This window comes from Paucibacter sp. KBW04 (genome assembly GCF_003852425.1).
In the GTDB taxonomy this organism is placed as follows: domain Bacteria; phylum Pseudomonadota; class Gammaproteobacteria; order Burkholderiales; family Burkholderiaceae_C; genus Paucibacter_A.
This window is the reverse complement of record NZ_QAJN01000013.1, coordinates 22,643-44,113: the sequence shown is the minus strand read 5'-3', so window position 1 is coordinate 44,113 and position 21,471 is coordinate 22,643. Positions and strand designations below refer to the sequence as shown.

Here is a 21,471-nt window from a genome sequence, read left to right as displayed (position 1 = left end):
TCCTCAAAAAAAGCGCATGAACACCCCGTCCAAGAACAATAAGTTCGCCCCGACCGCCCTGGTCTTGGCCTCCCTGGCCACCAGCTTCACTTTGGTGGCCTGCGGCGGCGGAGAGGTGCTCACGCCCCTGCCTACTCTGGGCGGCGCGGACCCGCTGGTGATCGGCCATCGCGGCCTGCCGGGCCTGTTCCCCGAGGAAACCGGCCCATCCTACGAAGGCGCGGCCGATGCTGGTGCCGATTCGCTGGAGCTGGACCTGCACCTCAGCAAGGACTGCCAGCTGATCGCCCGCCACAACCCCTGGCTCAGCGATAACACCAATATCGCCGAGGTCGCCAAGACCAATGCCGAGCTGGCCGCCCGCAAGCGCACGGTGCCGGGCGTCAAGGTGCCGGTCAAATACGATGTGGCGCTCTACGGCGGCCCGGCGACCTATCTGAGCGATCTGACCGACCCAAAGGACCCCAAGTCGGTGCTCAAGTCCCTGGTGGTCGATGGTGAAGACCATACCGGCGACTGGTCGGTCAGCGACTTCACTGCCGCCGAGCTGAAGAAGTGGCTGGGTGGCACCAGCTACGACAACGCCAAGGACCGGGTGCAGGCCACGGCCCAGAACGGCAAATACCCGGTGATCACCTTCCAGGAAGTCATCGATATTGCCGTGGCCAAGAGCAAGGCCAGCGGCCGCACGCTGAGCGTCTACCCCGAGCTGAAGAACCCGGTCTGGAACAACGCCCAGGCCAAGGCCAATGGCTGCGGCACGGGCGAGCGCCCGTTTGAAGACATCTTCCTCAAAGCCATTCGCGACAACAAGCTGGACAGCCGCGATGCGCCCATTTTTGTGCAGAGCTTTGACCCGCCGACGCTCAAATACCTGCGCGCCGCGGGCATGCAGGCGCGCGCTGTGCAGCTGATCGACGGCAATGACGTCAATTACAAAACCGGCGAGATGATTTATCAGCAGCCCGATGAATGGAACTTCATCTCCGGCCGCCCCTACAGCTGGACGGTCGCCGGTGACCCGCGTTACTTCGGCGTTCTGCTGACCCCGGCGGGTTTGGCCGAGATCAAAAGCTATGCCGACGGCATCGGCCCCTGGAAGCCGCAAGTCATGCTGCACACCTCGCCCGATGGCACGGGTGGGCTGAAGGCCGTCAACAAGGTCACGCCCAGCAGCGTGATCGCCGACGCGCACAAGGCCGGTTTGTTCGTCCACGTCTACACCTTCCGCAGCGAGGCCAGCCGCCTGGCTGGCGTCTACCAGGGCGATCCGGTGGCCGAGTACCTGGCCTATTACCGGGCAGGCGTGGACGGTGTGTTCAGCGACTTCGCCGGCACCGCCTTTGACGCGCGCAAGCGCTATCTGAAAGAAATGGGGCGCTGAACCGGGGTCCAGGGCTGCTGGACAGCCTTGGCCCGGGCAAGGGCTTTGTGTTGGCCCTGACAATCGATCGAACTTGAACGATTGACTCGGAGAACCCATGCCCGCCTCGCCAGACCACCCCGCCCGGCCCCGCATCAGCGATAAATGGCCGGCCCGCCACCCCGAGCGTCTGCAGCTCTACTCCCTGCCCACGCCCAACGGGGTCAAGGTCTCCATCATGTTGGAGGAGACGGGCCTGGCCTATGAACCGCATCTGGTCAGCTTTGCCAGCAATGATCAGCTCTCGCCGGAGTTCCTGTCGCTCAACCCGAACAACAAGATCCCCGCCATCGTCGATCCCGATGGCCCCGGCGGCCAGCCCCTGGCCTTGTTCGAGTCCGGCGCCATCCTGATCTACCTGGCCGAGAAGACCGGCCAGTTCCTGCCCCGCGATGCAGCCGCGCGCTATCAGACGCTGCAGTGGCTGATGTTCCAGATGGGCGGCGTGGGCCCCATGTTTGGTCAGCTGGGCTTTTTCCACAAATTCGCGGGCAAGGACTTTGAGGACAAGCGCCCGCGTGATCGCTACGCGGCCGAATCGCGCCGCCTGCTTTCGGTGCTGAATCAACATCTGGCCGGCCGCGCCTGGATGATGGGGGCGGACTACAGCATTGCCGACATCGCCATCTTCCCCTGGGTGAACAATCTGATCGACTTCTACGCCGCAGGCGATTTGGTGGGATTTGTGGATTTCCCCGAAGTGCAGCGGGTGCTGTCCGCCTTCTTGGCCAGGCCCGCCGTGCAAAGCGGGCTGAAGATCCCGGCCTGAGCCTGCGTTGGCCCCCTTGCACATGAGGGATGGTGGGCCCGGACGCAGGCCCTAGAATTCGGGCACATATTTCCTGGTCCGCCCTTTCCCATGAACAAGACTTTCCGTATCGCCCCCAGCATTCTTTCGGCCGACTTTGCCCGCCTGGGCGAAGAAGTGCGCAATGTCTTGGCGGCCGGGGCCGACTGGATTCACTTCGACGTGATGGACAACCATTACGTCCCCAATCTGACCTTCGGGCCCATGGTCTGCGAGGCCTTGCGCAAGCATTCGGTCAAGCCAGATGGCACACCTGCCCCCATCGATGTGCACCTGATGGTGGAGCCAGTGGACAGCCTGGCCGTGGCCTTCGCCAAGGCCGGTGCCGATCTGGTCAGCTTCCACCCCGATGCCTCCAAGCATGTGGATCGCACCTTGCAGCTGATCAAGGCCGAGGGCAAGCAGGCCGGTCTGGTGTTCAACCCGGCCGAGTCGCTGGACGTGCTGGAGTGGGTGATCGACAAGGTCGACCTGGTGCTGATCATGAGCGTCAACCCCGGCTTTGGTGGCCAGAGCTTCATCCCCAGCGCCCTGAAGAAGCTGGAAGCGGCCCGCAAGATCATCGAGAAGAGCGGCCGCGACATCCGTCTGGAGATCGACGGCGGCGTCAAGGTCGACAATATTCGCCAGATCGCTGATGCCGGTGCCGACACCTTTGTGGCCGGTTCGGCCATCTTCGGCAAGCCCGACTACAAGGCCGTGATCGACGCCATGCGTCAAGAACTGGCGCGTTGATCGTGGCGACGCCCTCGGTTCTGCTGGTCTGCACCGCCAATCTGTGCCGCTCGCCCATGGCCGAGACGGTGCTCAAGGCCTTGTTGATCGCCATGGGGCCGGCCGCGCCGCTGGATCCCAACCGGGTCGAGTCGGCCGGCACCCGTGCCGCACCGCGCCCGCAGACCGTGGATGCGCGCGCCGCCGCCGCCTTGCAAAGAACCGGGCTCAAGGCGGATCGCAAGTTCCGCTCCCGTCGTGTCGTGCCCGAGGACTTCGAGCGCTTCGATCTGGTCCTGGCCATGGACCTGGAAAATCTGGACGATCTGCGCCGCCTGTGCCCGCAGCATCTGCAGTCGCGCGTGAAGTTGCTGCTGGACTTCGCGCCTGGCCTGGCCGGGCATGAAATCCCCGACCCCTATTTCAGCCCCGTCGTCGCCTTCGACCGGGTGCTGGGCCTGCTGGGCCAGGGCTTGCAAGGCCTGATCGACAGCCAAATCCGCGCCGCCGAGGCGCAAAACGCGGCCTGAGCCTGGCGCTGCCCGCCATGGATTACCAAGCCCTTGTGCGGGCCTATCTGCAAGCCTATGCCAGCAAGGACCTGGCGGCCGTGGCCGATTTGTTCGCTGAGGACATCCAGCTGCGCGACTGGAATATCAGCGTCAGCGGCAAGGCCGCTGCGCTGGATGAAACCCGCAAGAATTTTGCCGGCGCCGACAGCCTGGCCATCGACATCCTGGCCCTGCACGGCAAGGGCCCCAGCCTGGCCGCCGAGCTGAAGATCCTCGTCAACGGGCGCATCGATCTGCGCGTGGTCGATGTGATCGACTTCGACGCCGCCGGCCGGATCTGCGCAATACGGGCGTATTTGGGCCGCCCCTGAGCCGGGCTGCCCCGCCAGCTCATCAAAGCTGAGTATCCGCCGCGTCGCCAGCGCTGGCGCAGCCATCCTCGCGTCTCCACAATGCGCCAACGCGGACCGCTGGGCTAGGCGCTGCCGCCGGTGCGCTGCAAGCCCGAGCAAGACCTGACCCCAAGCTAAGTCGCCAAGGTCTGTCCCCAACGGGGCCCACCCGCCGCAAGCTTTGTAGGAGTGAACGCCATCATGTTGAATGCCGTCGTCGACATCTCGCATCACAACCAGATCAGCAGCTTCGAGCAGGCCAAGGCCGCCGGCCTGCTGGCGGTGTTCCACAAGGCCACGCAGGGCACGCTGTACCGCGACCCGACCCTGCATGACCACCGCCAGCGTATCGAGGCCGCAGGGCTCTTGTTTGGCGCCTATCACTTTGGCGTCGCAGGGGATGCCCAGGCACAGGCCGAGTTCTTTTTGTCCACCGTCAAAACAGGGGCGGTCCTGGTGCTGGACTTCGAACCCAATCCGCAAGGTCACGATATGAGCTTGCTGGAGGCCGAGCAGTTTGTGCATCAGGTCAAACAGGCCACCGGACGTTATCCGGGGCTTTACTCCGGCCACACCATCAAAGAAGCCTTGCAGCAAGCCGGCATCAGCAAGCCAGCGCAGACCGAGTTGTCGCAATGCTGGCTATGGCTGGCTCAGTATGGGCCAGCGCCCCTGGTGCCCAAGATCTGGAGTAAGTGGACGTTGTGGCAGTACACCGATGGTGGCTTTGGCCCGCCCCCGCATGAGCTGCCCGGCATCGGCCGCTGCGATCGCGACCAGTTCAATGGCACGGCAGCCCAGCTGCAGGCCTTCTGGCAGGCCGAGCGCTTTCAATAGCTCGCCTCCCGGCTTGCCGCCTGGTTTGTCGAAAGCTTGATCCTTGTGAGGAGTGCTGCATGGACAACTCTCAAACTGCCAAGACCGTGCTGCTGCGCCGTCTTTCTTGGGTCTTGCTTGCCAGTCTGGCCGCCTGCGGCGCCATGCCCAAGCTGCCCATCAATCCCACGCCCTTGCATGCCGATCTGAAGATGGCCGTGCCGGCCGTCGCCGCCCAGGGCAGCGAGATCAATACCTTCACCCTGCCGCTGGACCGTTATCTGCAGGCTTTCGCCGAGGCGGACCGGGCAGGCAAGGCGGTGACGCCCGAGCAACTACAGAGTTATGCCAATGCCGGGGTGGCGGTGGTGCAGGTGCAGTGCCTGCGCTGGTTCAATACCCTGGCCAATAGCCAGCTGTCCAAAGACTTTCAGGATGCCAACTACAACGTGATCCGTCAGCTCGGTACCGCCTTGCTAGGCATTGGCAAGGCCGCACCCGCGTTTGTGGCGGTGTACGGCGCGGGCAATACCGCTTACGAGGGCATCTCCAACAATTTGGAGTCCTCCTTTCTAGGCGCGCCCAATGGCAAAAAGGTCAAGCAAAAAATCATGCAGCTGCTGGACGATCAGGAGCAGGCCTTGAGCACCGAGGCGGCCAAGACCGGCGCCACGGTCTTGGGCATCTACCGGCGTCTGGAGCGCTATGCCGATATCTGCACCCACACGATGGCGCGCGAGATCGTCAGCACCTCGCTGGATCAGGCCAAGGTCTCGATAGGCACGGATGGCAATCTGGAGGTCGGCCCCACGCCGGGGGCCAAGGAATTGGCGGCGGCGCGGGAGTCCAGCCAGCAAGTGGCGAGGGCGCAAAAGGCCAAGGAGGACAGCCTGATCGAGCGCGCCGCGACGGCCGAGAAGGCTCGTAACGAAGCCCTCGCGTCGGCCCGTGCCGCCGAAGCGCGGGCCAAGGCCTTGGCCGATCAGCTGGAGGCGCTGAAGAACGCGCCGACTCAAGCTCTGCCCGCGGCTCAGCCCGCGACGCCGGCATCCGGCGCTGGGGAGTGAACGGGGCGGGCCTGCGCTCGCCGCCTCCGCTCAGTGCTGCGGTCTCACCGCCGCGACCGTCATTGGCGCCGGCGCCACCTCGCGCATATCCGGCCCCTTGCCGCTGAAGCGGTCCAGGGCCAGGTAAATCACCGGGGTGATGTAAAGCGTCACCGCCTGCGACAAGATCAGGCCGCCCACCACGGCCAGGCCCAGGGGCTGGCGCAGCTCGGCCCCCGCGCCCAGGCCCAGGGCGATGGGCAGAGCGCCCATCAAGGCCGCCAGCGTCGTCATCATGATGGGGCGGAAGCGCAGGATGCAGGCTTGCCGTATGGCCTCGGGCGGGCTCATGCCGCCACTGCGCTGCGCGTCCAGCGCGAAGTCGATCATCATGATGGCGTTCTTCTTGACGATGCCGATCAGCATCAAGATGCCGATGGTGGCGATCAGGGTCAACTCCATGCCAAAGAGCTGCAAGGTGATCAGCGCGCCCACCGCCGCCGAGGGCAGGCCGGCCAGAATCGTCAGCGGGTGGATATAGCTTTCATACAGCACACCCAGCAGCACATAGATCACCGCGATGGCGAGGCCAATCAAGAGCAGCTGCCCGCCTTGCGAGTCCTGGAACACCGCCGCATCCCCGCCGTAGCTGGTGATGATGGTGGAGGGCAGCTGGATCTCCTTGGCATAGCCGTCCAGCTTGGCTGTGGCCACGCCCAGGGGCACATCGGGCGCCAGATTAAAGCTCAGGGTGATGGCCTGCAATTGACCTTGGTGATTGACCGCCGTCGGGCCCAACTCGCGCTTGACGCTGGCGAACGCCGTGAGCGGCACCAGGGCGCCATTGCGGCCGCGCAGATAGATTTTGTTGAAGGCGTCTTCGCTGAGGCGGTCGCCATCACTGGCTTCCATGATGACCTGGTAGGTATTGCTCTCGGCGTAGATGCTGGAAACCTGGCGCTCGCCAAAAGCGTCGTAGAGCGCGCTGCGCAGGTCTTGCATCTGCACGCCCAGAATGGTGGCGCGTTCGCGGTCAATGAGCAGATTGGCCTGCAGGCCGCGCAGCTGGGAGTCGCTGGTGACGTCGCGGAACACGGGGTCATTGCGCAGCTTGTCTTGCAGCTTGACGGCCCAGGTATTGAGCTCGCCCGCGCTGACCGATTGCAAGATGTACTGGTAGCGGCTCTTGCTTTGCTTGCCCCCCAGCTGCAGGTTCTGCACCGGCTGCAGATAGACGGCGATGCCGGGCACGGCACGCAGCTTTTTGCGCAGACCTTCCAGCACCTGGGGCATGGGCGGGCGCTCGCCTCGTGGCTTGAGATTGATGAAGAGCCGGCCGGTGTTGACATTGCCACCCCCGCCGCCGCCGCCCACGGCCGCGGAGACAGCGGCGACCGCCGGGTCGTTCTTCACCACTTCAGCGACGCGCTCTTGCAGCACCGTCATGGCGGCGAAGGAGATGTCCTCCGAAGCCTCGGTGCTGGCGCGGATCTGGCCGATGTCTTCCTCCGGGAAAAAGCCCTTGGGGATGACGATGTAGAACCAGGCCGTGGTCACAAAACTCAGCAGGGCCACGCCCAGCACCCAGCCGCGGTGGCGCAGTGCGCTGTCCAGCGAGCGGGTGTAGGCGCACAGCACGGCATCGAAGCCGCGCTCGAACACCCGGCCCAGCGCGCTCTCCTCGGTATGCGCATGGGGTTTGAGGAAGCGGCTGCACAACATGGGCACCAGGGTCAGCGAGACCCCGGCCGAAACCAGGATGGCCAGCGAGACGACGACGGCGAACTCGTGGAACAAGAGGCCGATGACGCCGGGCATGAAGAAGATGGGGATCAGCACCGCCACCAGGGAGATGGAGATGGAGACGATGGTGAAAGACATCTCGCGCGCGCCACGGATGGCTGCGTCAAAAGGCGCCATGCCGTCCTCGATATGGCGGTGAATGTTCTCCAGCATCACGATGGCGTCGTCCACCACCAGGCCCACGGCCAGGGTGATGCCCAGCAGGGAAATATTGTCCAGGCTGTAACCCAGGGCATAGAGCAGGGTCAGGGCGCCGATCAGGGAGATGGGCAGTGAGAGCGTGGGGATGACGGTGGCCACCATGCGGCGCAGAAAGAGGAAGATCACCAGCACCACCAAGGCCACGGTCAGGGCCAGGGTGAAGTAGACGTCGTGCAGAGACTCGCGGATGGAGATGGAACGGTCGTTCAAAGTGTCCATCTGCACCGAGGCGGGCAGCTGAGCGGCAAAGCGCGGCAGCATGGCCTTGACGGCGTCCACCACCTTGACAGTGTTGGCGTCGGGCTGGCGCTGCACGGCCAGCACGATGGATCGCTCGCCGTTGTAGTTGGAGAAGGACTTGACAGTCTCAAAGCTGTCCTGCACCTCGGCCACATCGCGCAGATAGACCGGTGCGCCGTTGCGCGCCGCCACCACGATGGCGCCGAACTCGGCGGCATTGCGCAGCTGCTTATTGGCTTGGATGGTCAGGGTCTGGCGCGTGCCGTCCAGCACGCCCACAGGCGTGTTGGCATTGGCGCCCTTGATCGCGCCTTGCAGCTCTTCCAGCGTGATATTGCGCTGCTGAAGTAACTCGTTCTTGACCTTGATACGCACGGCAAAGCGCTTCTGCCCGTAGATGGCGACTTGCGCCACGCCGTTAATGGTGGACAGGGCCGGGGTGATCAGGTTCTCGGCAAAGTCATTCAGGTCCGAGAGATTGATGGAGGGCGAGGTCAGCGCCACCATCAGCACCGGCGCATCCGCCGGGTTGACCTTGCGATAAGAGGGCGGCGAGCTCATCTCGGTGGGCAGGGCGCGCAGCGAGCGGAACAGTGCCGCCTGCACATCGACCGCCGCCGCGTCGATATTGCGCGAGGGGTCGAACTCCAGGGTCAGCGATGTGGAGCCCAGGGTGTTGGTGCTGGAGATGGTGGTCAGGCCGGCGATGGTGGAGAACTGCTTCTCCAGCGGCAAGGCCACCGAGGAGGCCATGGTCTCCGGCGAGGCCCCCGGCAGCGAGGCCTGCACATTGATGATGGGGGTGTTGTAGGACGGCAGGGCCGCCACCGGGATCTTGCCCCAGGCCGCCAGACCGGCAATCACCAAGGCAATGTTCAGCAGCACGGTCATCACCGGCCGCCGGATGAACAGCTCCGTCAAGTTCATGGTTGAGCCGCCGATGCCGATGCCGATGCCGCTGAAGCGGCCCGTTTGGCCAACGCTGCAGCCGCCGCCGGGTTCACCGCCGCCGCTTGCGTCTTGACGCTGCCGCCGGGTCTAAGGTTTTGCTTGCCATCCAGCACCACCTGGGCGCCTGCCGAGATGCCGTCCACCGCCGCCATCTCGCCAAACACATGGCGGATCTGCACGGGTTTGAGTTGTGCCGTCTTGGCCTCGCCCTGGGTCTCGACGATGTAGACCGAACGCTCGTTGCCGCGCTGGATGATGGCGGCTTGCGGGATCACCACCGCGTCCTTGAGCGTGCGCAGCGTCATGCGGATCTGCACATACTGGCCTGGCCAGAGCTTGTGTTGACTGTTCTCGAACTCGGCCTTGACCTTGATGGTGCCGGTCGTGCTGTCCACCAAATTGTCCACAAAGCTCACCCGGCCCAGCAGCGGCGGCTCATCAGGTTTGAGCTTGGCGCCTGGCAGCAGCACCTGGGCTTGTAGCGCGGACTTGGCAGCGTCCTTGGGGCTGCTGGCTCGCAGCAGCGGGGCCAGCTGGGTCTCGGGCAGGGCAAAGCCCACGGCGATGGGGTCGAGCTGGGTGATGCTGACCAGGGGCAGGGTGCTGGCGTTGGCCTGCACCAAGCTGCCCGGCACCCCATTGATGATGCCGCTGCGGCCATTCATCGGGGCGCGGATTTCGTTGTAGCTGAGCGCAATCTGGGCCGATTGCACGGCGGCCTCGTCGGACTGGATCAGGGCGCGCTGCCCTTCCAGATTGGCCAGGGCGGTGTCCACCGCACCTTGTGCCACAAAGTTCTGTGCCAGCAGATCCTTGGCGCGTTTGTACTGGCGGTCCAGGTCGGCCAAGGTGGCGCGGTCGCGGGCCAGTTGGGCGCGCGCCTTGTCCAGATTGGCGCGGTCGGCCCGCTCGTCAAAGCGGAACAGCAAGTCGCCGCGCCTGACGTCCTGGCCTTCCTTGATCAACACCTCCTTGATGGTGCTGGTGGTCTGGGCCCGCAGGTCCACGGTCTTGAGCGCCGTCACCGTGCCCGAGGCCTCCAGCGTTACCGGCACATCCATCTGCAGGGCGCTGACCACCCCGACCATCTGCACCGGCGCCGCGCCGGCCCTGCCGTCCTTTGATGGGGCCTTGCTGGCCGTGCTGTGACTGGGGTCGGCGGCGGCCTTTGCTGCCGCCTCGGTTTTCTTCCACCACCAGCCTGCGGCGATGGCGAGAGCAATCAGGGTCAAGAACACAGCGATTGGCTGACGGCGCATGCTTCTAACTTTCTTCTTCTGGGTCCGTTTGGGATTGGCCGCTCAGAGGCGATCCTATCCATTGGACATGAATTCCACAGGCACCTGACCGCGGTCCGGCGATCCAGGGATAGGGGGAGACCCTGGTCCCTTGCCCAAGAAGAAGAGCTTACGCGAGGGCTAGCGCCAGCGTATTTCTGCCGTGTTAAAGCCGGGGCTTGCCGCGCACAAAAGCCAAAAAATCAGCCGTGGGATTGCGCCGTCAGGGCCAAGGCCAGGGCCGCGCCAGCCTGGGCATTGTTTTTCACCAAGGCGATATTGCTGGCCAGGCTACGGCCACTGGTCAAGGCCTTGATGCGGGCCAGCAGAAAAGGCGTGACCGCCTTGCCCTGGATGCCTTGGCTTGCCGCCTCGGCCAGGGCTTGTTCGGTGATGGCCGCGATCTCGCTGCCGGGCATGGCCTCGGCGGCGGGTACGGGCACGCTGATCACCACCCCGCCCTGCAGGCCTAAGGCCCATTTGGTCTGCAAGAAGCGGGCTTGCTCGGCGGCGCTGTCGAGCCGGAAGTCGGCGCGGTGACCGCTGTCCGGGGTGTAGAAGGCGGCGAAATTGTCCTGGCCCACACTGAGCACCGGCACGCCGTGGGTTTCCAGATACTCCAGGGTGAGGGCGATGTCCAGAATCGACTTCGCCCCGGCGCAGACCACGGCCACCGAGGTTCTGGCCAACTCTTGCAGATCGGCCGAGATGTCGAAGGAAGTCTCGGCACCGCGATGCACGCCGCCGATGCCGCCGGTGACGAAGACGCGGATGCCGGCCAGCTCGGCACAGATCATGGTGGCGGCCACGGTGGTGGCGCCGATCTTGCCGCTGGCCAGCGCATAGGGCAGGTCACGGCGGCTGACCTTCATGGCCTCGGGGGATTGGCCCAGCAGTTCCAGCTCCGCATCCGACAAGCCGATGCGGATCTTGCCCGCCAGCACCGCGACGGTGGCGGGCACCGCGCCGGCGGCGCGGATGATGGCCTGGACCTCGCGCGCGGTCTGCACATTTTGCGGGTAAGGCATGCCGTGCGAAATGATGGTGGACTCCAGGGCCACGATGGGCAGCCCGGCGGCGCGCGCGGCGGCCACTTCGTCGGAGAAAGCCAGGAATTGTTCGAAAGAGGCGATGGCAGTCATGGGTCGGTTCAGGCAGTGGTTTGCAGAAGGGTGGGGCTGAGTTCGGCGCAAACGCTGCGCTCGCTTTGCAGCGTCAGGGCGGCCAGGCGCAGGCCCAGCTTGCAGGCGCTGAGCAGATCGGCGGGGTCCTGGTGCAGGCCGGCGCAGACGCCGGCGGCAAAGGCATCGCCCGCGCCGGTCACATCGCGTACCTTGACCTTGGGCGGCTTCAGCGTTTGCCAGTCCGCGTTGGCCAGGTCCGCGCAAAAGCGCAGGGGCTCGCTGCCATCGGTCAGCAAGAGCCGCTTGAGACCGCGCTGGCTCAGTTGCTTGCGCGCGCGGCCCAGGGCGGCCTCGGAGCTGAGGCTGATGCCGGTGCAGGCCGACAACTCATCGCGGTTGAGCAGCAGCAAATCCATGCCCTGCAAATCCTCGGGCAGGCGGTCCATCTTGGGGCCGGAGACGGCCACGGCCACCAGCGGTGTGCCGCTCAGACGGGCCTCGGCCAGCAAGGCCGCCACCGAGTCCTGCGGTAGGTTCAGGTCCAGCATGAGCAAGCCGGCCTGGGCGCGCTGGGCCGCGCATTGACGCAAAAAATCGGGGTTCAGGCGCTCGCACAAATCCATCTGTGCCAGGCCCAGCAGCAGCTCACCGTCGGGGTTGAGGACGGCGGTGTAGCTGCCAGTGGGCGCGTCGGGCGCGCTCAGGCTGCCGCTGGTGTCAATGCCTAGCTGCTTGGCCTGGGCCAGCAGGGCCAGGCCCGCCGCGTCCTGCCCCACGGCCGTGAGCAAACACACCGGCAGGCCCAGGCGGGCGAGGTTCTCGGCCACATTGCGGGCCACGCCGCCAAAGCTTTCGCTCTGGCTTGCCGGGTTGGAGTTGCCCAGATACAGAGGCTTGATGCCGCGCAGCTTGCGATCGATATTGCTGCCGCCTAGGCAGACGATGGGCTGATCCTTGGGCAGCACATAGGCCCGGCCCAGCAGGCGGCGCTCGCGGGTCAGGGCCGCGATGTGGCCGGCCACGGCCGAGCGCGACAGGCCCAGCGCCTCGGCCAGCTCCTGCTGACCGATGAAGGGATTGGCGCGCACCAGGGCCAGCAGGCGTTCTTTCTTTGAGTCCATGGCGGGACTATAAAACAATTGTCCTTTGCTGAAAACAATTGTCTGTATTCAGTGCAGGAAACCCCAGGGGCTTTTGCTGATCGCCACCGAAACCATCCAGCTCACCGTGACCAGGGCCGCCACAAAGGCCAGGGCTTTTTGCGATCGTGGTCGCCCGGCCTGCAAGGCCAGCACGCCTAGCGCGATGTAAAGCAGCAGGCCGATGAGCTTGGCCGTCAGCCAAGCGCTGCTCAGCGGGTTGAGGTGCAGCGTCCACAGGAGTGCCAGGGCCGAGAGCAGCAGCAGGCTGTCGATCAGATGCGGCAGCCGTTTGGCCAGGGGCTGGTGCACCCAGGCTGCGCCGCTCAGTTGGCCCAGTCCGCGGGCCACGAAGCCGCTGATAGAAATGGCCACCAGACTTTGATGCAGGGTTTTGAGAACGAGGTAATCCATGCGATTGAAGTCTTGCTGCCTCAGCCGGGTTTGCCGTCCACGCGCGGCCGCGTCAGCACCGGCCAGAAGCGGATGAAGTAAAGCGCAAACGCAGTGGACCACAGGCCGGCAGCCAGGCCTACCGACAGCGGCAGCAGGGCCGGCGCGAACAGGGGCAAGAACACCCGCAGCGGCGCGGCCAGGGCCAGCAGCACAAAGGCGATCAGCTCGGCTCGCCCGGCTTGCAGGCTCAAGCCGGTGTGGCCGCGCGCGGTGCGGCTCATCATGCCCAGGGTCAGGCTGCCGATGGCGCCCACGGTGAGCGCATGGGTGGCGGCCGAGGCCGGCCACCCCGCTATTTCGGCCCCGGCGCGCAGCAGGAGGTGGATGGGGATCCACAGATAGGCCAGATGCAGTACCCAAACCAGGGGCGCGCGCCAGGTGGCCCAGGGTTGCCACAGCAGCCAGCGCGCGAGGTGGGCGCCGGCGGCCAGGAGCAGCAAGGCGCTGAGAACGCTGGCGGGCAGACGCAGCAAATCGGCCGCAAGCAAGGCCAGCACCGAGCCCAGGGCCAGGCGTTCCAGCCAGGGCAGCTTCTGCGCCTTGGCGCCGCGCACGCCGTTGTTGGTGAACATGGGAATGACGCGTCCGGCCATCACCGCCAGGATGAAGAGCAAGACGTCCAGGCCCAGCTGCAGCCCCGCCCAGGGCGGGATCTGAATCACGCCCAGCTGGGCCAGATGCAGGCTCAGCTGGGCCAGGCCCAAGAGCCCCAGCAGGGCGATGAAGAAGTAGTTACGCCGATTGCGCGCGGCGATAAATGGCAGGGCCAGCGCGACTGCGGCACAGAGAGGGAAGGCTGTGTTCACCAAGGCCGCGGCCCAGGCATAGGGCGTGAGCACCAGCACCCGGCCGGCCAGCCAGAGCAAGGCCAAGCCAGCCAGGGCAGGGCCAGCGAGCGTGGGGCGATTGCTCCAGTTGCGCCCCGCGGTCAGCAAGAAGCCCACGAGTACCGCCAGGGTGTAGCCGAACAACATCTCATGCGCATGCCAAAGCGGCCCCTGCAAATAGGCGCCGTGCAGCCAGCCCATGAACTGCAAAGCCCAGAGTGCAATGGACAGGGCGGCAAATCCGCTGGCCAGCAGGTAGAAAGGGCGAAAGCCCAGGCGCCAGAGCGCGCCGCCGAAGAGGCCGGTGGCGGGCAGCGGCTGTGACGTTTGCGCTGCCCTGGGGCTTGGGCGCAGGGGTTCTTCGATCTTGATGAATTGACTCATGGTCAGGCCTTGTGAGCGCGTTCGCGAAACAGCAGGCGGGCAAAGGCTTGGGGCTTTTGCACCAGATCGGCCAGGGTGTAGGCGTCCAGCACTTGGTAGAAGGCCTGGACCGCTTCGGCCAGCACATCGCGCAGCTGGCAGATGGGGGCGATGCAGCACTGGCCGCCGTCGCTGTTGAAGCACTCGGCCGGCAGGGCCGCGCCCTCGGTGTCGCGCACCACCTGGCCCACCACGATGTCTTGCGCGGCATATGCCAGCGAGAGTCCGCCGCCCTTGCCTCGCACCGTGCTCACCCAGCCTTTTTGACCCAGCAGATGAACGACCTTAATCAAATGGTTCTCGGAGATCTGAAAGGCCTGGGCGATCTCGGCGATGGTGGCGCGGCGGCTGCTGTCGCTGGCCAGATAAATGAGCACACGCAGGGCGTAGTCTGTGAAGCTGGAGAGTTTCATGGGCGGCCTTGCTCGGCGGTCTTGTCGCGCAATTTCTGGCAGGTCTTTAAAGATGTATTGAATATACATCTATTGATATCGGCCTGCCTTGAAAGCCTTGCTTGCGCGAGGGCTGTGACCTGCAGAGGCAGGCATGGCGAGCGCAAACAGGGGACAGCTTGATCACAAAGTGCCAAGTACGGCGGGCTATATTCATGCGGCCTTTTCGGCCTCACCACAAGACTCAAGGAGCGAAGTCATGACGACTCTTCTTTCGCACACCGACCGTCCTTCATCCAAGGCCCTGCGCCGCGCTGCGGCCCCCCTGTTTTTGCTGGGCGGGCTGCTGGCCGCAGGCCTGGCCTCGGCCGCAACGCCTGTGCAGTTGTGGAACTGGAGCTATAGCGGCGCCGGTATCTCGGCGGCCGGCACCTTGACGACCGGCCTGAGCAGCAATCCACTGGGCTTCTACGAAATCCTATCCATCAGCGGCCAGCGCAATGGTGACCTCATCACCGGCCTGCAACCCGCCGGCACGGCCATCCCCGGCAACGAGCCCTTCGTGGTGGACAACTGGATCAAGGCCGATGGCCAGCTGACGGGCGAGGGCTTCGGCTACAAAACCCAATCGGGCAGCTATGCCAATGTGTTCTTCGCGGAGTGGCTCTCGCCGCCGGGAAATATGGAGTTCATGACCATCCCGGCTCAGGGCTATAGCCATGAGGCCACGGTCAGCTTCCAGCTGCAGGCGGTGCCTGAGCCGGCCACCTGGGCCATGCTGTCCTTGGGGGGGCTGGCCCTTTTGGCTTTGCGGCGCCGCCGCTCAAGCCCGGATTGAGGCCGGGCGGCGCAGGGGCATTCGGTGCTCTGGCGAGGCCCATGCGCGTCTGCGGCTAGGATGCGGGCCAAGTCCTCAGCCCCATTGCCCAGCCCATGAACTCCGCTCCTGTCGCCCCGACCGCGTTTGCCCGCCCGCAAGCCACCATCTTCGATCTCGACGGCACCCTGGTCGATACCTTGGGCGACTTTGTTGTAGTGCTCAACCGGGTTTTGAACGACTTGGGTCAGCCCGAGGTGGCGCGCGGTTTTGTGGAGTTGACCGTGGGGCAGGGCAGCGAACACCTGATCCGTAGCACCCTGGCCCATGTCGGGGCCGCGCCCGATTTGTACGAGCAGGCTTGGGCCGCCTACCAGGCGCATTACAGCGAGCTCAACGGCCAATTCTCGGCCGTCTTCCCCGGCGTGATCGAAGGTCTGGAGCGGGTGCGCGCGCTGGGTCTGCCCATGGCCTGTGTGACCAACAAGCCGGCGGCCTTTGCCAAGGACTTGTTAGCCAGCAAGGGCTTGCTGGACTACTTTGACCGGGTGTTTGGTGGCGACAGTTTCGAGCGCAAAAAGCCCGACCCCATGCCCTTGCTCAAGACCTGCGAGGCCCTGGGCACGCGACCCGATCAGACCTGGATGATTGGCGACTCCAGCAACGACGCCAAAGCCGCGCATGCGGCCGGCTGTCCTGTCGTCTTGATGAGCTATGGCTACAACCACGGCGAACCGATTCGGGCCGTGCCGGCCCTGCAGCATCTGGATCGCCTGGATCAGCTGCGCTTGGACTGACTGTTGATCAGCGCTGGCGCCCGCGCTGCACGCCCAGCAGCGCATCCTTCAGAAAATCATCCGCCGGTGTTTTGCCCAGCCAGACGCGCAAAAAGGCCGAGTAGAACTCGGGCTCCTTGATGGGCGTGCCTATCACCTTGCCGTTGAGCTGGATCACCGAGCCGGTGCCGGGGATGTAGTCCACCGAGAAATGCTCGCCCGGCGTCAGGCTCTTGCGGCTGGAGAAGATTTCACCCACCCGCAGCACCCCGTTGATGGCCTTGGTGAATTCATCGCGGGTGGCGTTTTGCTCGATGCCCTTGGTGAAGAGCTTGCCCAACTCATTGCCATCGACCTCGCGCAACATGGTGATGTGCAGGCGCTTGACGGTATTGCTGCTCAGCACCGTCTCGGGGTTGCTGCTTTTGCTGCCCAGATAGAGGGCGGCGGCATAGACCTTGAACACGGCTTTGTAGCGAATGCCCGCGCCATTGAGATGGGCCGGCTGTTTGCCGATCTCGACCTCGGTCTCGTACTTGACCCCGGCCACATCGACCGTGTCGGCCTGCGCTTGTTGCGCCGCCAGAGGCAAGGCCAGGGCCAGGGCCATCACCGCGATCCAAGAGAAAGCACGCATCCTAAGTCTCCATCCAATCAGTGCCGCCCTCTGATGAGGCGATCCTGTCATCCTGCCACCGGGGCAAAGTATCGAGCAATTCGGGCGAACGCCGTGCCCGCCACGCCACAGATCCCTGTCGATTAGGCTGTCGCATTCAGACACAGGGGCGCTGCTACACTGGCCGCATGTTCATCACGCGCAAGCACATCAAAGGGTCGCATGACCGGGGAGCCTGGCCCTGGCGTCGTCCGCTGCTCGACTTCAAACGCTGAAGCCGCTTGATGCTGCATGCATGACTGATTGCTCGGGGTTGCTTAGCCTGAAGGCTTGAACACCCGACAATCAGAGCGCTCAAAGTCCCTGCCCCTGCAGTGACGAGCGCGTGAAAATCTGTCAGCCAAGCGCCCTGAATCCAGCGGCGCCTCTGTATCCAAATCTTTTGGGGCGGCCGCAAATCCAAGAACTGGGTTTCGTGATGACTGAACTTGAATTCAAAAGCCTGGCCGCTCAAGGCTATAACCGCATTCCCCTGATCAGCGAGGCCTTCGCCGATCTGGAAACGCCGCTCTCCCTCTACCTCAAGCTTTGCGCCGGCGGTGCCGGTGGTGGCAAGAACAGCTTTTTGCTGGAGTCTGTGGTGGGCGGCGAGCGCTTCGGCCGCTACTCCTTCATTGGCCTGCCGGCCCGCACTGTCTTGAAAAGCCACGGTCGGGTGACCGAGGTCTTGCGCGACGGCGAGTTGGTGGAGCGCCATGAGGGCGACCCGCTGGCCTTTATCGAGGCCTATCAAAAGCAGTTCAAGGTGGCCTTGCGCCCCGGCATGCCGCGCTTCTGCGGCGGCCTGGCCGGCTACTTCGGCTACGACGCCGTGCGCTATATCGAGCCCAAACTGGCCAAGACGGAAAAGGCCGGTGGTATCGACACCCCCGATGTGATGCTCTTGCAATGCGAGGAGCTGGCGGTGATCGACAACCTCTCGGGCCGGCTCTACCTCATCGTCTACGCCGACCCGGCCCAGCCCGAGGCCTACTTCCGCGCCCAAAAGCGCCTGACGGCCTTGCGCGATCAGCTGACCTATAGCGTCAGCGCACCCCAGGTCAAGCGCGCCCAGGCCCATCCGGTGGAGCGCGAGTTTGCCAAGGCCGACTACATCGCCGCCGTGCTCAAGGCCAAGGAATACATCGCCGCCGGCGACATGATGCAGGTGCAGATCGGTCAGCGCCTGCGCAAGCGCTATACCGAGTCGCCGCTGAGCCTGTACCGCGCTCTGCGCTCGCTCAACCCCAGCCCTTATATGTACTTCTATGACATGGGGGACTTCCAGATCGTCGGCGCCTCGCCGGAGATTCTGGTGCGCCAGGAGCCCACGCCCGAAGGCCAGAAGGTCACGATTCGCCCCCTGGCCGGTACCCGCCCGCGCGGCGGCACGGTCGAGAAAGACCAGGCCCTGGAAGCCGAGCTGCGCGCCGACCCCAAGGAACTGGCCGAGCATCTGATGCTGATCGACCTGGCCCGCAACGACATCGGCCGCATCGCCAAGACCGGCTCGGTCAAGGTCAGCGACGCCTTCGCGGTGGAGCGTTACTCGCATGTGATGCACATCGTCAGCAATGTCGAGGGCGGCTTGCGCGAGGGCTTGTCGAATATGGATGTGTTCCGCGCCACCTTCCCCGCAGGCACCCTGAGCGGCGCGCCCAAGATCCGCGCCATGGAAATCATCGACGAGCTGGAGCCCGTCAAGCGCGGGCTTTACGGCGGTGCTTGCGGCTACATCAGCTTTGCCGGCGATATGGACCTGGCCATCGCCATCCGTACCGGCATCGTCAAGGACCAGGTGCTTTATGTGCAGGCCGCAGCCGGCGTCGTTGCCGACTCGGTGCCCGAGCTGGAATGGGCCGAGACCGAACACAAGGCCCGCGCCTTGATTCGCGCCGCTGAACTCGTTGAGGAGGGCTTCTAAATGCGCCTGCTGATGATCGATAACTACGACAGCTTCACCTTCAATCTGGTGCAGTACTTCGGTGAACTCGGCGCCGAGGTCCAGGTGGCCCGCAATGACGAGATCACGCTGGAAGAAATCGCGGCGCTCAAGCCCGACCATCTGGTGCTCTCGCCCGGACCCTGTTCGCCCGCCGAGGCCGGCATCTGCATTCCCGCCATTCAGGCCTTTATGGGCAAGCTGCCGATTCTGGGCGTCTGCCTGGGCCATCAAAGCATGGGCGCAGCCTTGGGCGGCAAGATCATCCGGGCCAAGACGCAGATGCATGGCAAGGCCAGCACCATCACCACCGATCAAAAGGGCGTGTTCAAGGGCCTGCCGCGCGATTTCAGCGTCATCCGCTACCACTCCCTGGTGATCGAAGAAGCCTCCTGCCCCAAGGAATTCGACATTACGGCTCGCAGCGAAGACGGCGAGATCATGGGCGTGCGCCACCGCGCGCTGGCCGGCACGGCCACGCCGATGGAGGGCGTGCAGTTCCATCCGGAGTCCATACTGTCCGAGCATGGCCATGCCATGTTGAAGAACTTCCTCAACCTGGCGCTGTGACCCCATGAAAATCGTCGACCTCCGCAGCGATACCGTCACCCGACCCACGGCCGCCATGCGCGAGGCTATTTGCCTAGCGGAGGTGGGCGACGATGTGTTCGGTGACGACCCCACCGTGCTGGCCTTGCAGCAGCGCGTGGCCGCGCTGACCGGCATGGAGGCCGCGCTCTTCATGCCCAGCGGCACGCAGAGCAATCTCTGCGCCATGCTGGCGCATTGCCAGCGCGGGGATGAGTACATCGTCGGCCAGCTCGCCCATACCTACCGTTACGAGGGCGGCGGTGCGGCCGTGCTGGGCAGCATCCAGCCGCAACCGCTGACGCAAGATGCGCAGGGCCTGATGTCTCTGGCCGATATCGCCGCCGCCATCAAGCCCGACGACCCGCACTTCGCTCGCAGCCGATTGCTGTGCCTGGAGAACACCTGGAACGGCCAGGTCATGCCGCACAGCTATCTGGCCGAGGCGACGGCGTTGGCGCGCCAGCACGGCCTGGCTTGCCATCTGGACGGTGCACGCGTCTTCAACGCCGCTGCCGCCGATGCGGGGCCGGGCGGCGATGTGTTTGCCGCGTTGAAGCGCATCACCGCCTACTTCGACAGCGTCTCGGTCTGCTTCAGCAAGGGCTTGGGTGCGCCGGTGGGCTCGGTGCTCTGCGGTTCTGCCGAACTGATCCATCGCGCCAAACGCGTGCGCAAGATGGTGGGCGGTGGAATGCGCCAGGTCGGTGTTTTGGCCGCCGCAGCTGAGCATGCCTTGGACCACCACGTGCAGCGCCTGCATGAGGACCATGCCCTGGCCGCGCAGTTGGCCGCAGGGCTGCAAGCCATCCCTGGCTTGAGCGTGCGTTCGGCCGCCACCAATATCGTGTTCGTCGATGTGGCCGATGGCCGCGGCGCCGATCTGCTGGCGCATCTGAAGGCGCGTGGCATCTGGGCCACCGGCCTGATAGGCCTGCGCTTTGTCACGCATCTGGATGTGGACAGCGAGGGCATCCAACGCACCCTGGCCGCCGTGCGCGAGTTCCTTGCCGCTGAGCCCGGCCAGACCGGCGCGGCCCAGGCCGCTGCCGCTGGCCCTTACTAACAAATTCCGAGCCGCTGAAATTCTGGAGTGAACAAGACCATGTCCATCACCAATGCTGAAGCGCTGACCCGCGTCATCGAACACCGCGAGATTTTTCATGATGAGATGCTGGCGCTGATGCGTCGCATCATGGCCGGCGAGATGCCGCCGGTGATGGCCGCCGCCCTCTTGGTGGGCCTGCGCGTCAAGAAGGAAACCATTGGCGAGATCGCCGCCGCCGCGCAAGTGATGCGCGAGCTGTCCAACAAGGTGCCGCTGCAGCAGCTTAAGCCCCATCTGGTCGATGTGGTGGGCACGGGCGGCGACGGCTCGCACACCTTCAATATCTCCACCTGCTCCATGTTTGTGGCCGCCGCCGCCGGGGCTCAAGTGGCCAAGCATGGCAATCGCAGTGTCAGCAGCAAGACCGGCAGCGCCGATGTGCTGGAGGCCCTGGGCGCCAACATCATGTTGAGCCCGGCCCAGGTGGCGCAAAGCGTGCAAGAGACCGGCATCGGTTTCATGTTCGCGCCCAACCACCACCCGGCCATGAAGAACATCGCCCCGGTCCGCAAGGAGCTGGGCGTGCGCACCATCTTCAACATCTTGGGCCCGCTGACCAACCCGGCCGGTGCGCCGAATATTCTGATGGGCGTCTTCCACCCCGATCTGGTCGGCATCCAGGTGCGCGTCATGCAGCGCCTGGGCGCCGAGCATGCGGTCGTGGTCTACGGCAAGGACGGCATGGACGAGATCTCGCTGGGCGCCTCCACCCTGGTGGGTGAGTTGAAGAACGGCGCGGTGCGCGAGTATGAAATCCACCCCGAGGACTTCGGCCTGGCCATGGTCTCCAACCGCACGCTGCGGGTGGACAACCCCGAGCAATCGCGCCTGATGCTGCTGGGCGCCCTGGACAACCAAGCCGGCGCCGCCCGCGACATCGTCATCCTGAATGCCGGTGCCACGCTCTACGCCGCCAATGTGGCCGAGTCGATTGCCGATGGCATCGAACGCGCCCGTGCAGCGATTGCCAGCGGCGCGGCGCGCGCCAAGCTGGACCAGTTCGTCGCCGCCACCCAGCGCCTTGGCGCCTAAATTGATTCG

Annotated in this window: 21 protein-coding genes; 13 read left to right on the top strand and 8 right to left on the bottom strand. The window is 64.8% G+C overall.

The window, feature by feature from the left end; translation table 11 throughout:
- The first annotated feature begins 16 nt into the window (after positions 1-16).
- From DBR47_RS16610 to DBR47_RS16580, 7 genes are all read left to right on the top strand, one after another.
- Positions 17-1,384, top strand: coding sequence for a glycerophosphodiester phosphodiesterase family protein (locus DBR47_RS16610; protein WP_124452072.1), 1,368 nt, complete (start codon positions 17-19; stop codon positions 1,382-1,384).
- Between the two features lie 97 nt (positions 1,385-1,481).
- Positions 1,482-2,192: a glutathione S-transferase N-terminal domain-containing protein gene (locus tag DBR47_RS16605; RefSeq protein WP_124452070.1), complete on the top strand. Its 711-nt coding sequence runs from the start codon at positions 1,482-1,484 to the stop codon at positions 2,190-2,192.
- 90 nt (positions 2,193-2,282) lie between these two features.
- On the top strand, positions 2,283-2,966 hold the full coding sequence (rpe, locus tag DBR47_RS16600; RefSeq protein WP_124452068.1) for a ribulose-phosphate 3-epimerase: 684 nt from the start codon (positions 2,283-2,285) through the stop codon (positions 2,964-2,966).
- A gap of 2 nt (positions 2,967-2,968) precedes the next feature.
- Positions 2,969-3,475 carry a low molecular weight protein-tyrosine-phosphatase gene (locus DBR47_RS16595; protein WP_124452066.1) on the top strand — a complete coding sequence of 169 codons (507 nt, stop codon included), beginning with the start codon at positions 2,969-2,971 and terminating at the stop codon, positions 3,473-3,475.
- Between the two features lie 17 nt (positions 3,476-3,492).
- Positions 3,493-3,828 (top strand): nuclear transport factor 2 family protein, encoded by a 336-nt coding sequence (locus tag DBR47_RS16590; protein WP_124452064.1) that lies wholly within the window; start codon positions 3,493-3,495, stop codon positions 3,826-3,828.
- A gap of 222 nt (positions 3,829-4,050) precedes the next feature.
- Positions 4,051-4,686, top strand: coding sequence for a glycoside hydrolase family 25 protein (locus DBR47_RS16585; protein WP_124452062.1), 636 nt, complete (start codon positions 4,051-4,053; stop codon positions 4,684-4,686).
- Positions 4,687-4,745: 59 nt separating this feature from the next.
- The gene (locus tag DBR47_RS16580; protein ID WP_124452060.1) at positions 4,746-5,732 is read left to right on the top strand and encodes a hypothetical protein; all 987 of its coding nucleotides are present in this window, start codon (positions 4,746-4,748) and stop codon (positions 5,730-5,732) included.
- A gap of 30 nt (positions 5,733-5,762) precedes the next feature.
- Here DBR47_RS16580 and DBR47_RS16575 read toward each other — a convergent pair whose 3' ends face one another.
- The 7 genes from DBR47_RS16575 to DBR47_RS16545 form a co-directional block, all read right to left on the bottom strand.
- A complete protein-coding gene (locus tag DBR47_RS16575) occupies positions 5,763-8,882 on the bottom strand; it encodes an efflux RND transporter permease subunit (protein WP_124452058.1) in 3,120 nt (1,039 codons plus the stop codon).
- Positions 8,879-10,165, bottom strand: coding sequence for an efflux RND transporter periplasmic adaptor subunit (locus tag DBR47_RS16570; RefSeq protein WP_124452056.1), 1,287 nt, complete (start codon positions 10,163-10,165; stop codon positions 8,879-8,881). Before DBR47_RS16570 ends, DBR47_RS16575 begins: the two co-directional genes overlap by 4 nt.
- Before the next feature lie 221 nt (positions 10,166-10,386).
- Positions 10,387-11,325 carry a pseudouridine-5'-phosphate glycosidase gene (locus DBR47_RS16565; protein WP_124452054.1) on the bottom strand — a complete coding sequence of 313 codons (939 nt, stop codon included), beginning with the start codon at positions 11,323-11,325 and terminating at the stop codon, positions 10,387-10,389.
- Positions 11,326-11,333: 8 nt separating this feature from the next.
- Positions 11,334-12,428, bottom strand: coding sequence for a carbohydrate kinase (locus tag DBR47_RS16560; RefSeq protein ID WP_124452052.1), 1,095 nt, complete (start codon positions 12,426-12,428; stop codon positions 11,334-11,336).
- A 48-nt stretch (positions 12,429-12,476) separates the two neighbouring features.
- A complete protein-coding gene (locus DBR47_RS16555; RefSeq protein WP_124452050.1) occupies positions 12,477-12,860 on the bottom strand; it encodes a SirB2 family protein in 384 nt (127 codons plus the stop codon).
- Positions 12,861-12,880: 20 nt separating this feature from the next.
- The gene (locus tag DBR47_RS16550) at positions 12,881-14,113 is read right to left on the bottom strand and encodes an NnrS family protein (protein WP_124452048.1); all 1,233 of its coding nucleotides are present in this window, start codon (positions 14,111-14,113) and stop codon (positions 12,881-12,883) included.
- 2 nt (positions 14,114-14,115) lie between these two features.
- Positions 14,116-14,565, bottom strand: a complete 450-nt coding sequence (locus DBR47_RS16545; RefSeq protein ID WP_124452046.1) for an Rrf2 family transcriptional regulator — start codon at positions 14,563-14,565, stop codon at positions 14,116-14,118.
- A 238-nt stretch (positions 14,566-14,803) separates the two neighbouring features.
- On the opposite strand from DBR47_RS16545, the gene DBR47_RS16540 reads away from it, so the two are divergent.
- Together DBR47_RS16540 and gph are read left to right on the top strand one after the other, a co-directional pair.
- On the top strand, positions 14,804-15,382 hold the full coding sequence (locus DBR47_RS16540; RefSeq protein WP_197047111.1) for a PEP-CTERM sorting domain-containing protein: 579 nt from the start codon (positions 14,804-14,806) through the stop codon (positions 15,380-15,382).
- Between the two features lie 95 nt (positions 15,383-15,477).
- Positions 15,478-16,158 carry a phosphoglycolate phosphatase gene (gene gph, locus DBR47_RS16535; RefSeq protein ID WP_124452041.1) on the top strand — a complete coding sequence of 227 codons (681 nt, stop codon included), beginning with the start codon at positions 15,478-15,480 and terminating at the stop codon, positions 16,156-16,158.
- 7 nt (positions 16,159-16,165) lie between these two features.
- Here the strand turns inward: gph and DBR47_RS16530 are convergent, their stop codons facing one another.
- Entirely contained in the window at positions 16,166-16,774 is a 609-nt protein-coding gene (locus DBR47_RS16530; protein ID WP_124452039.1) for a chalcone isomerase family protein, read from the bottom strand.
- A gap of 454 nt (positions 16,775-17,228) precedes the next feature.
- Between DBR47_RS16530 and trpE the strand changes: the two genes are divergently transcribed.
- From trpE to trpD, 4 genes are read left to right on the top strand one after another with little or no spacing between them, the layout of a single operon-like run.
- Entirely contained in the window at positions 17,229-18,716 is a 1,488-nt protein-coding gene (gene trpE, locus DBR47_RS16525) for an anthranilate synthase component I (RefSeq protein WP_124452037.1), read from the top strand.
- On the top strand, positions 18,717-19,304 hold the full coding sequence (locus DBR47_RS16520; protein WP_124452035.1) for an aminodeoxychorismate/anthranilate synthase component II: 588 nt from the start codon (positions 18,717-18,719) through the stop codon (positions 19,302-19,304).
- A gap of 4 nt (positions 19,305-19,308) precedes the next feature.
- Complete coding sequence (ltaE, locus tag DBR47_RS16515) at positions 19,309-20,388, top strand: low-specificity L-threonine aldolase (protein WP_124452033.1); 1,080 nt, start codon at positions 19,309-19,311, stop codon at positions 20,386-20,388.
- Between the two features lie 39 nt (positions 20,389-20,427).
- Complete coding sequence (gene trpD / locus DBR47_RS16510) at positions 20,428-21,462, top strand: anthranilate phosphoribosyltransferase (RefSeq protein WP_124452031.1); 1,035 nt, start codon at positions 20,428-20,430, stop codon at positions 21,460-21,462.
- Positions 21,463-21,471: the final 9 nt, after the last annotated feature.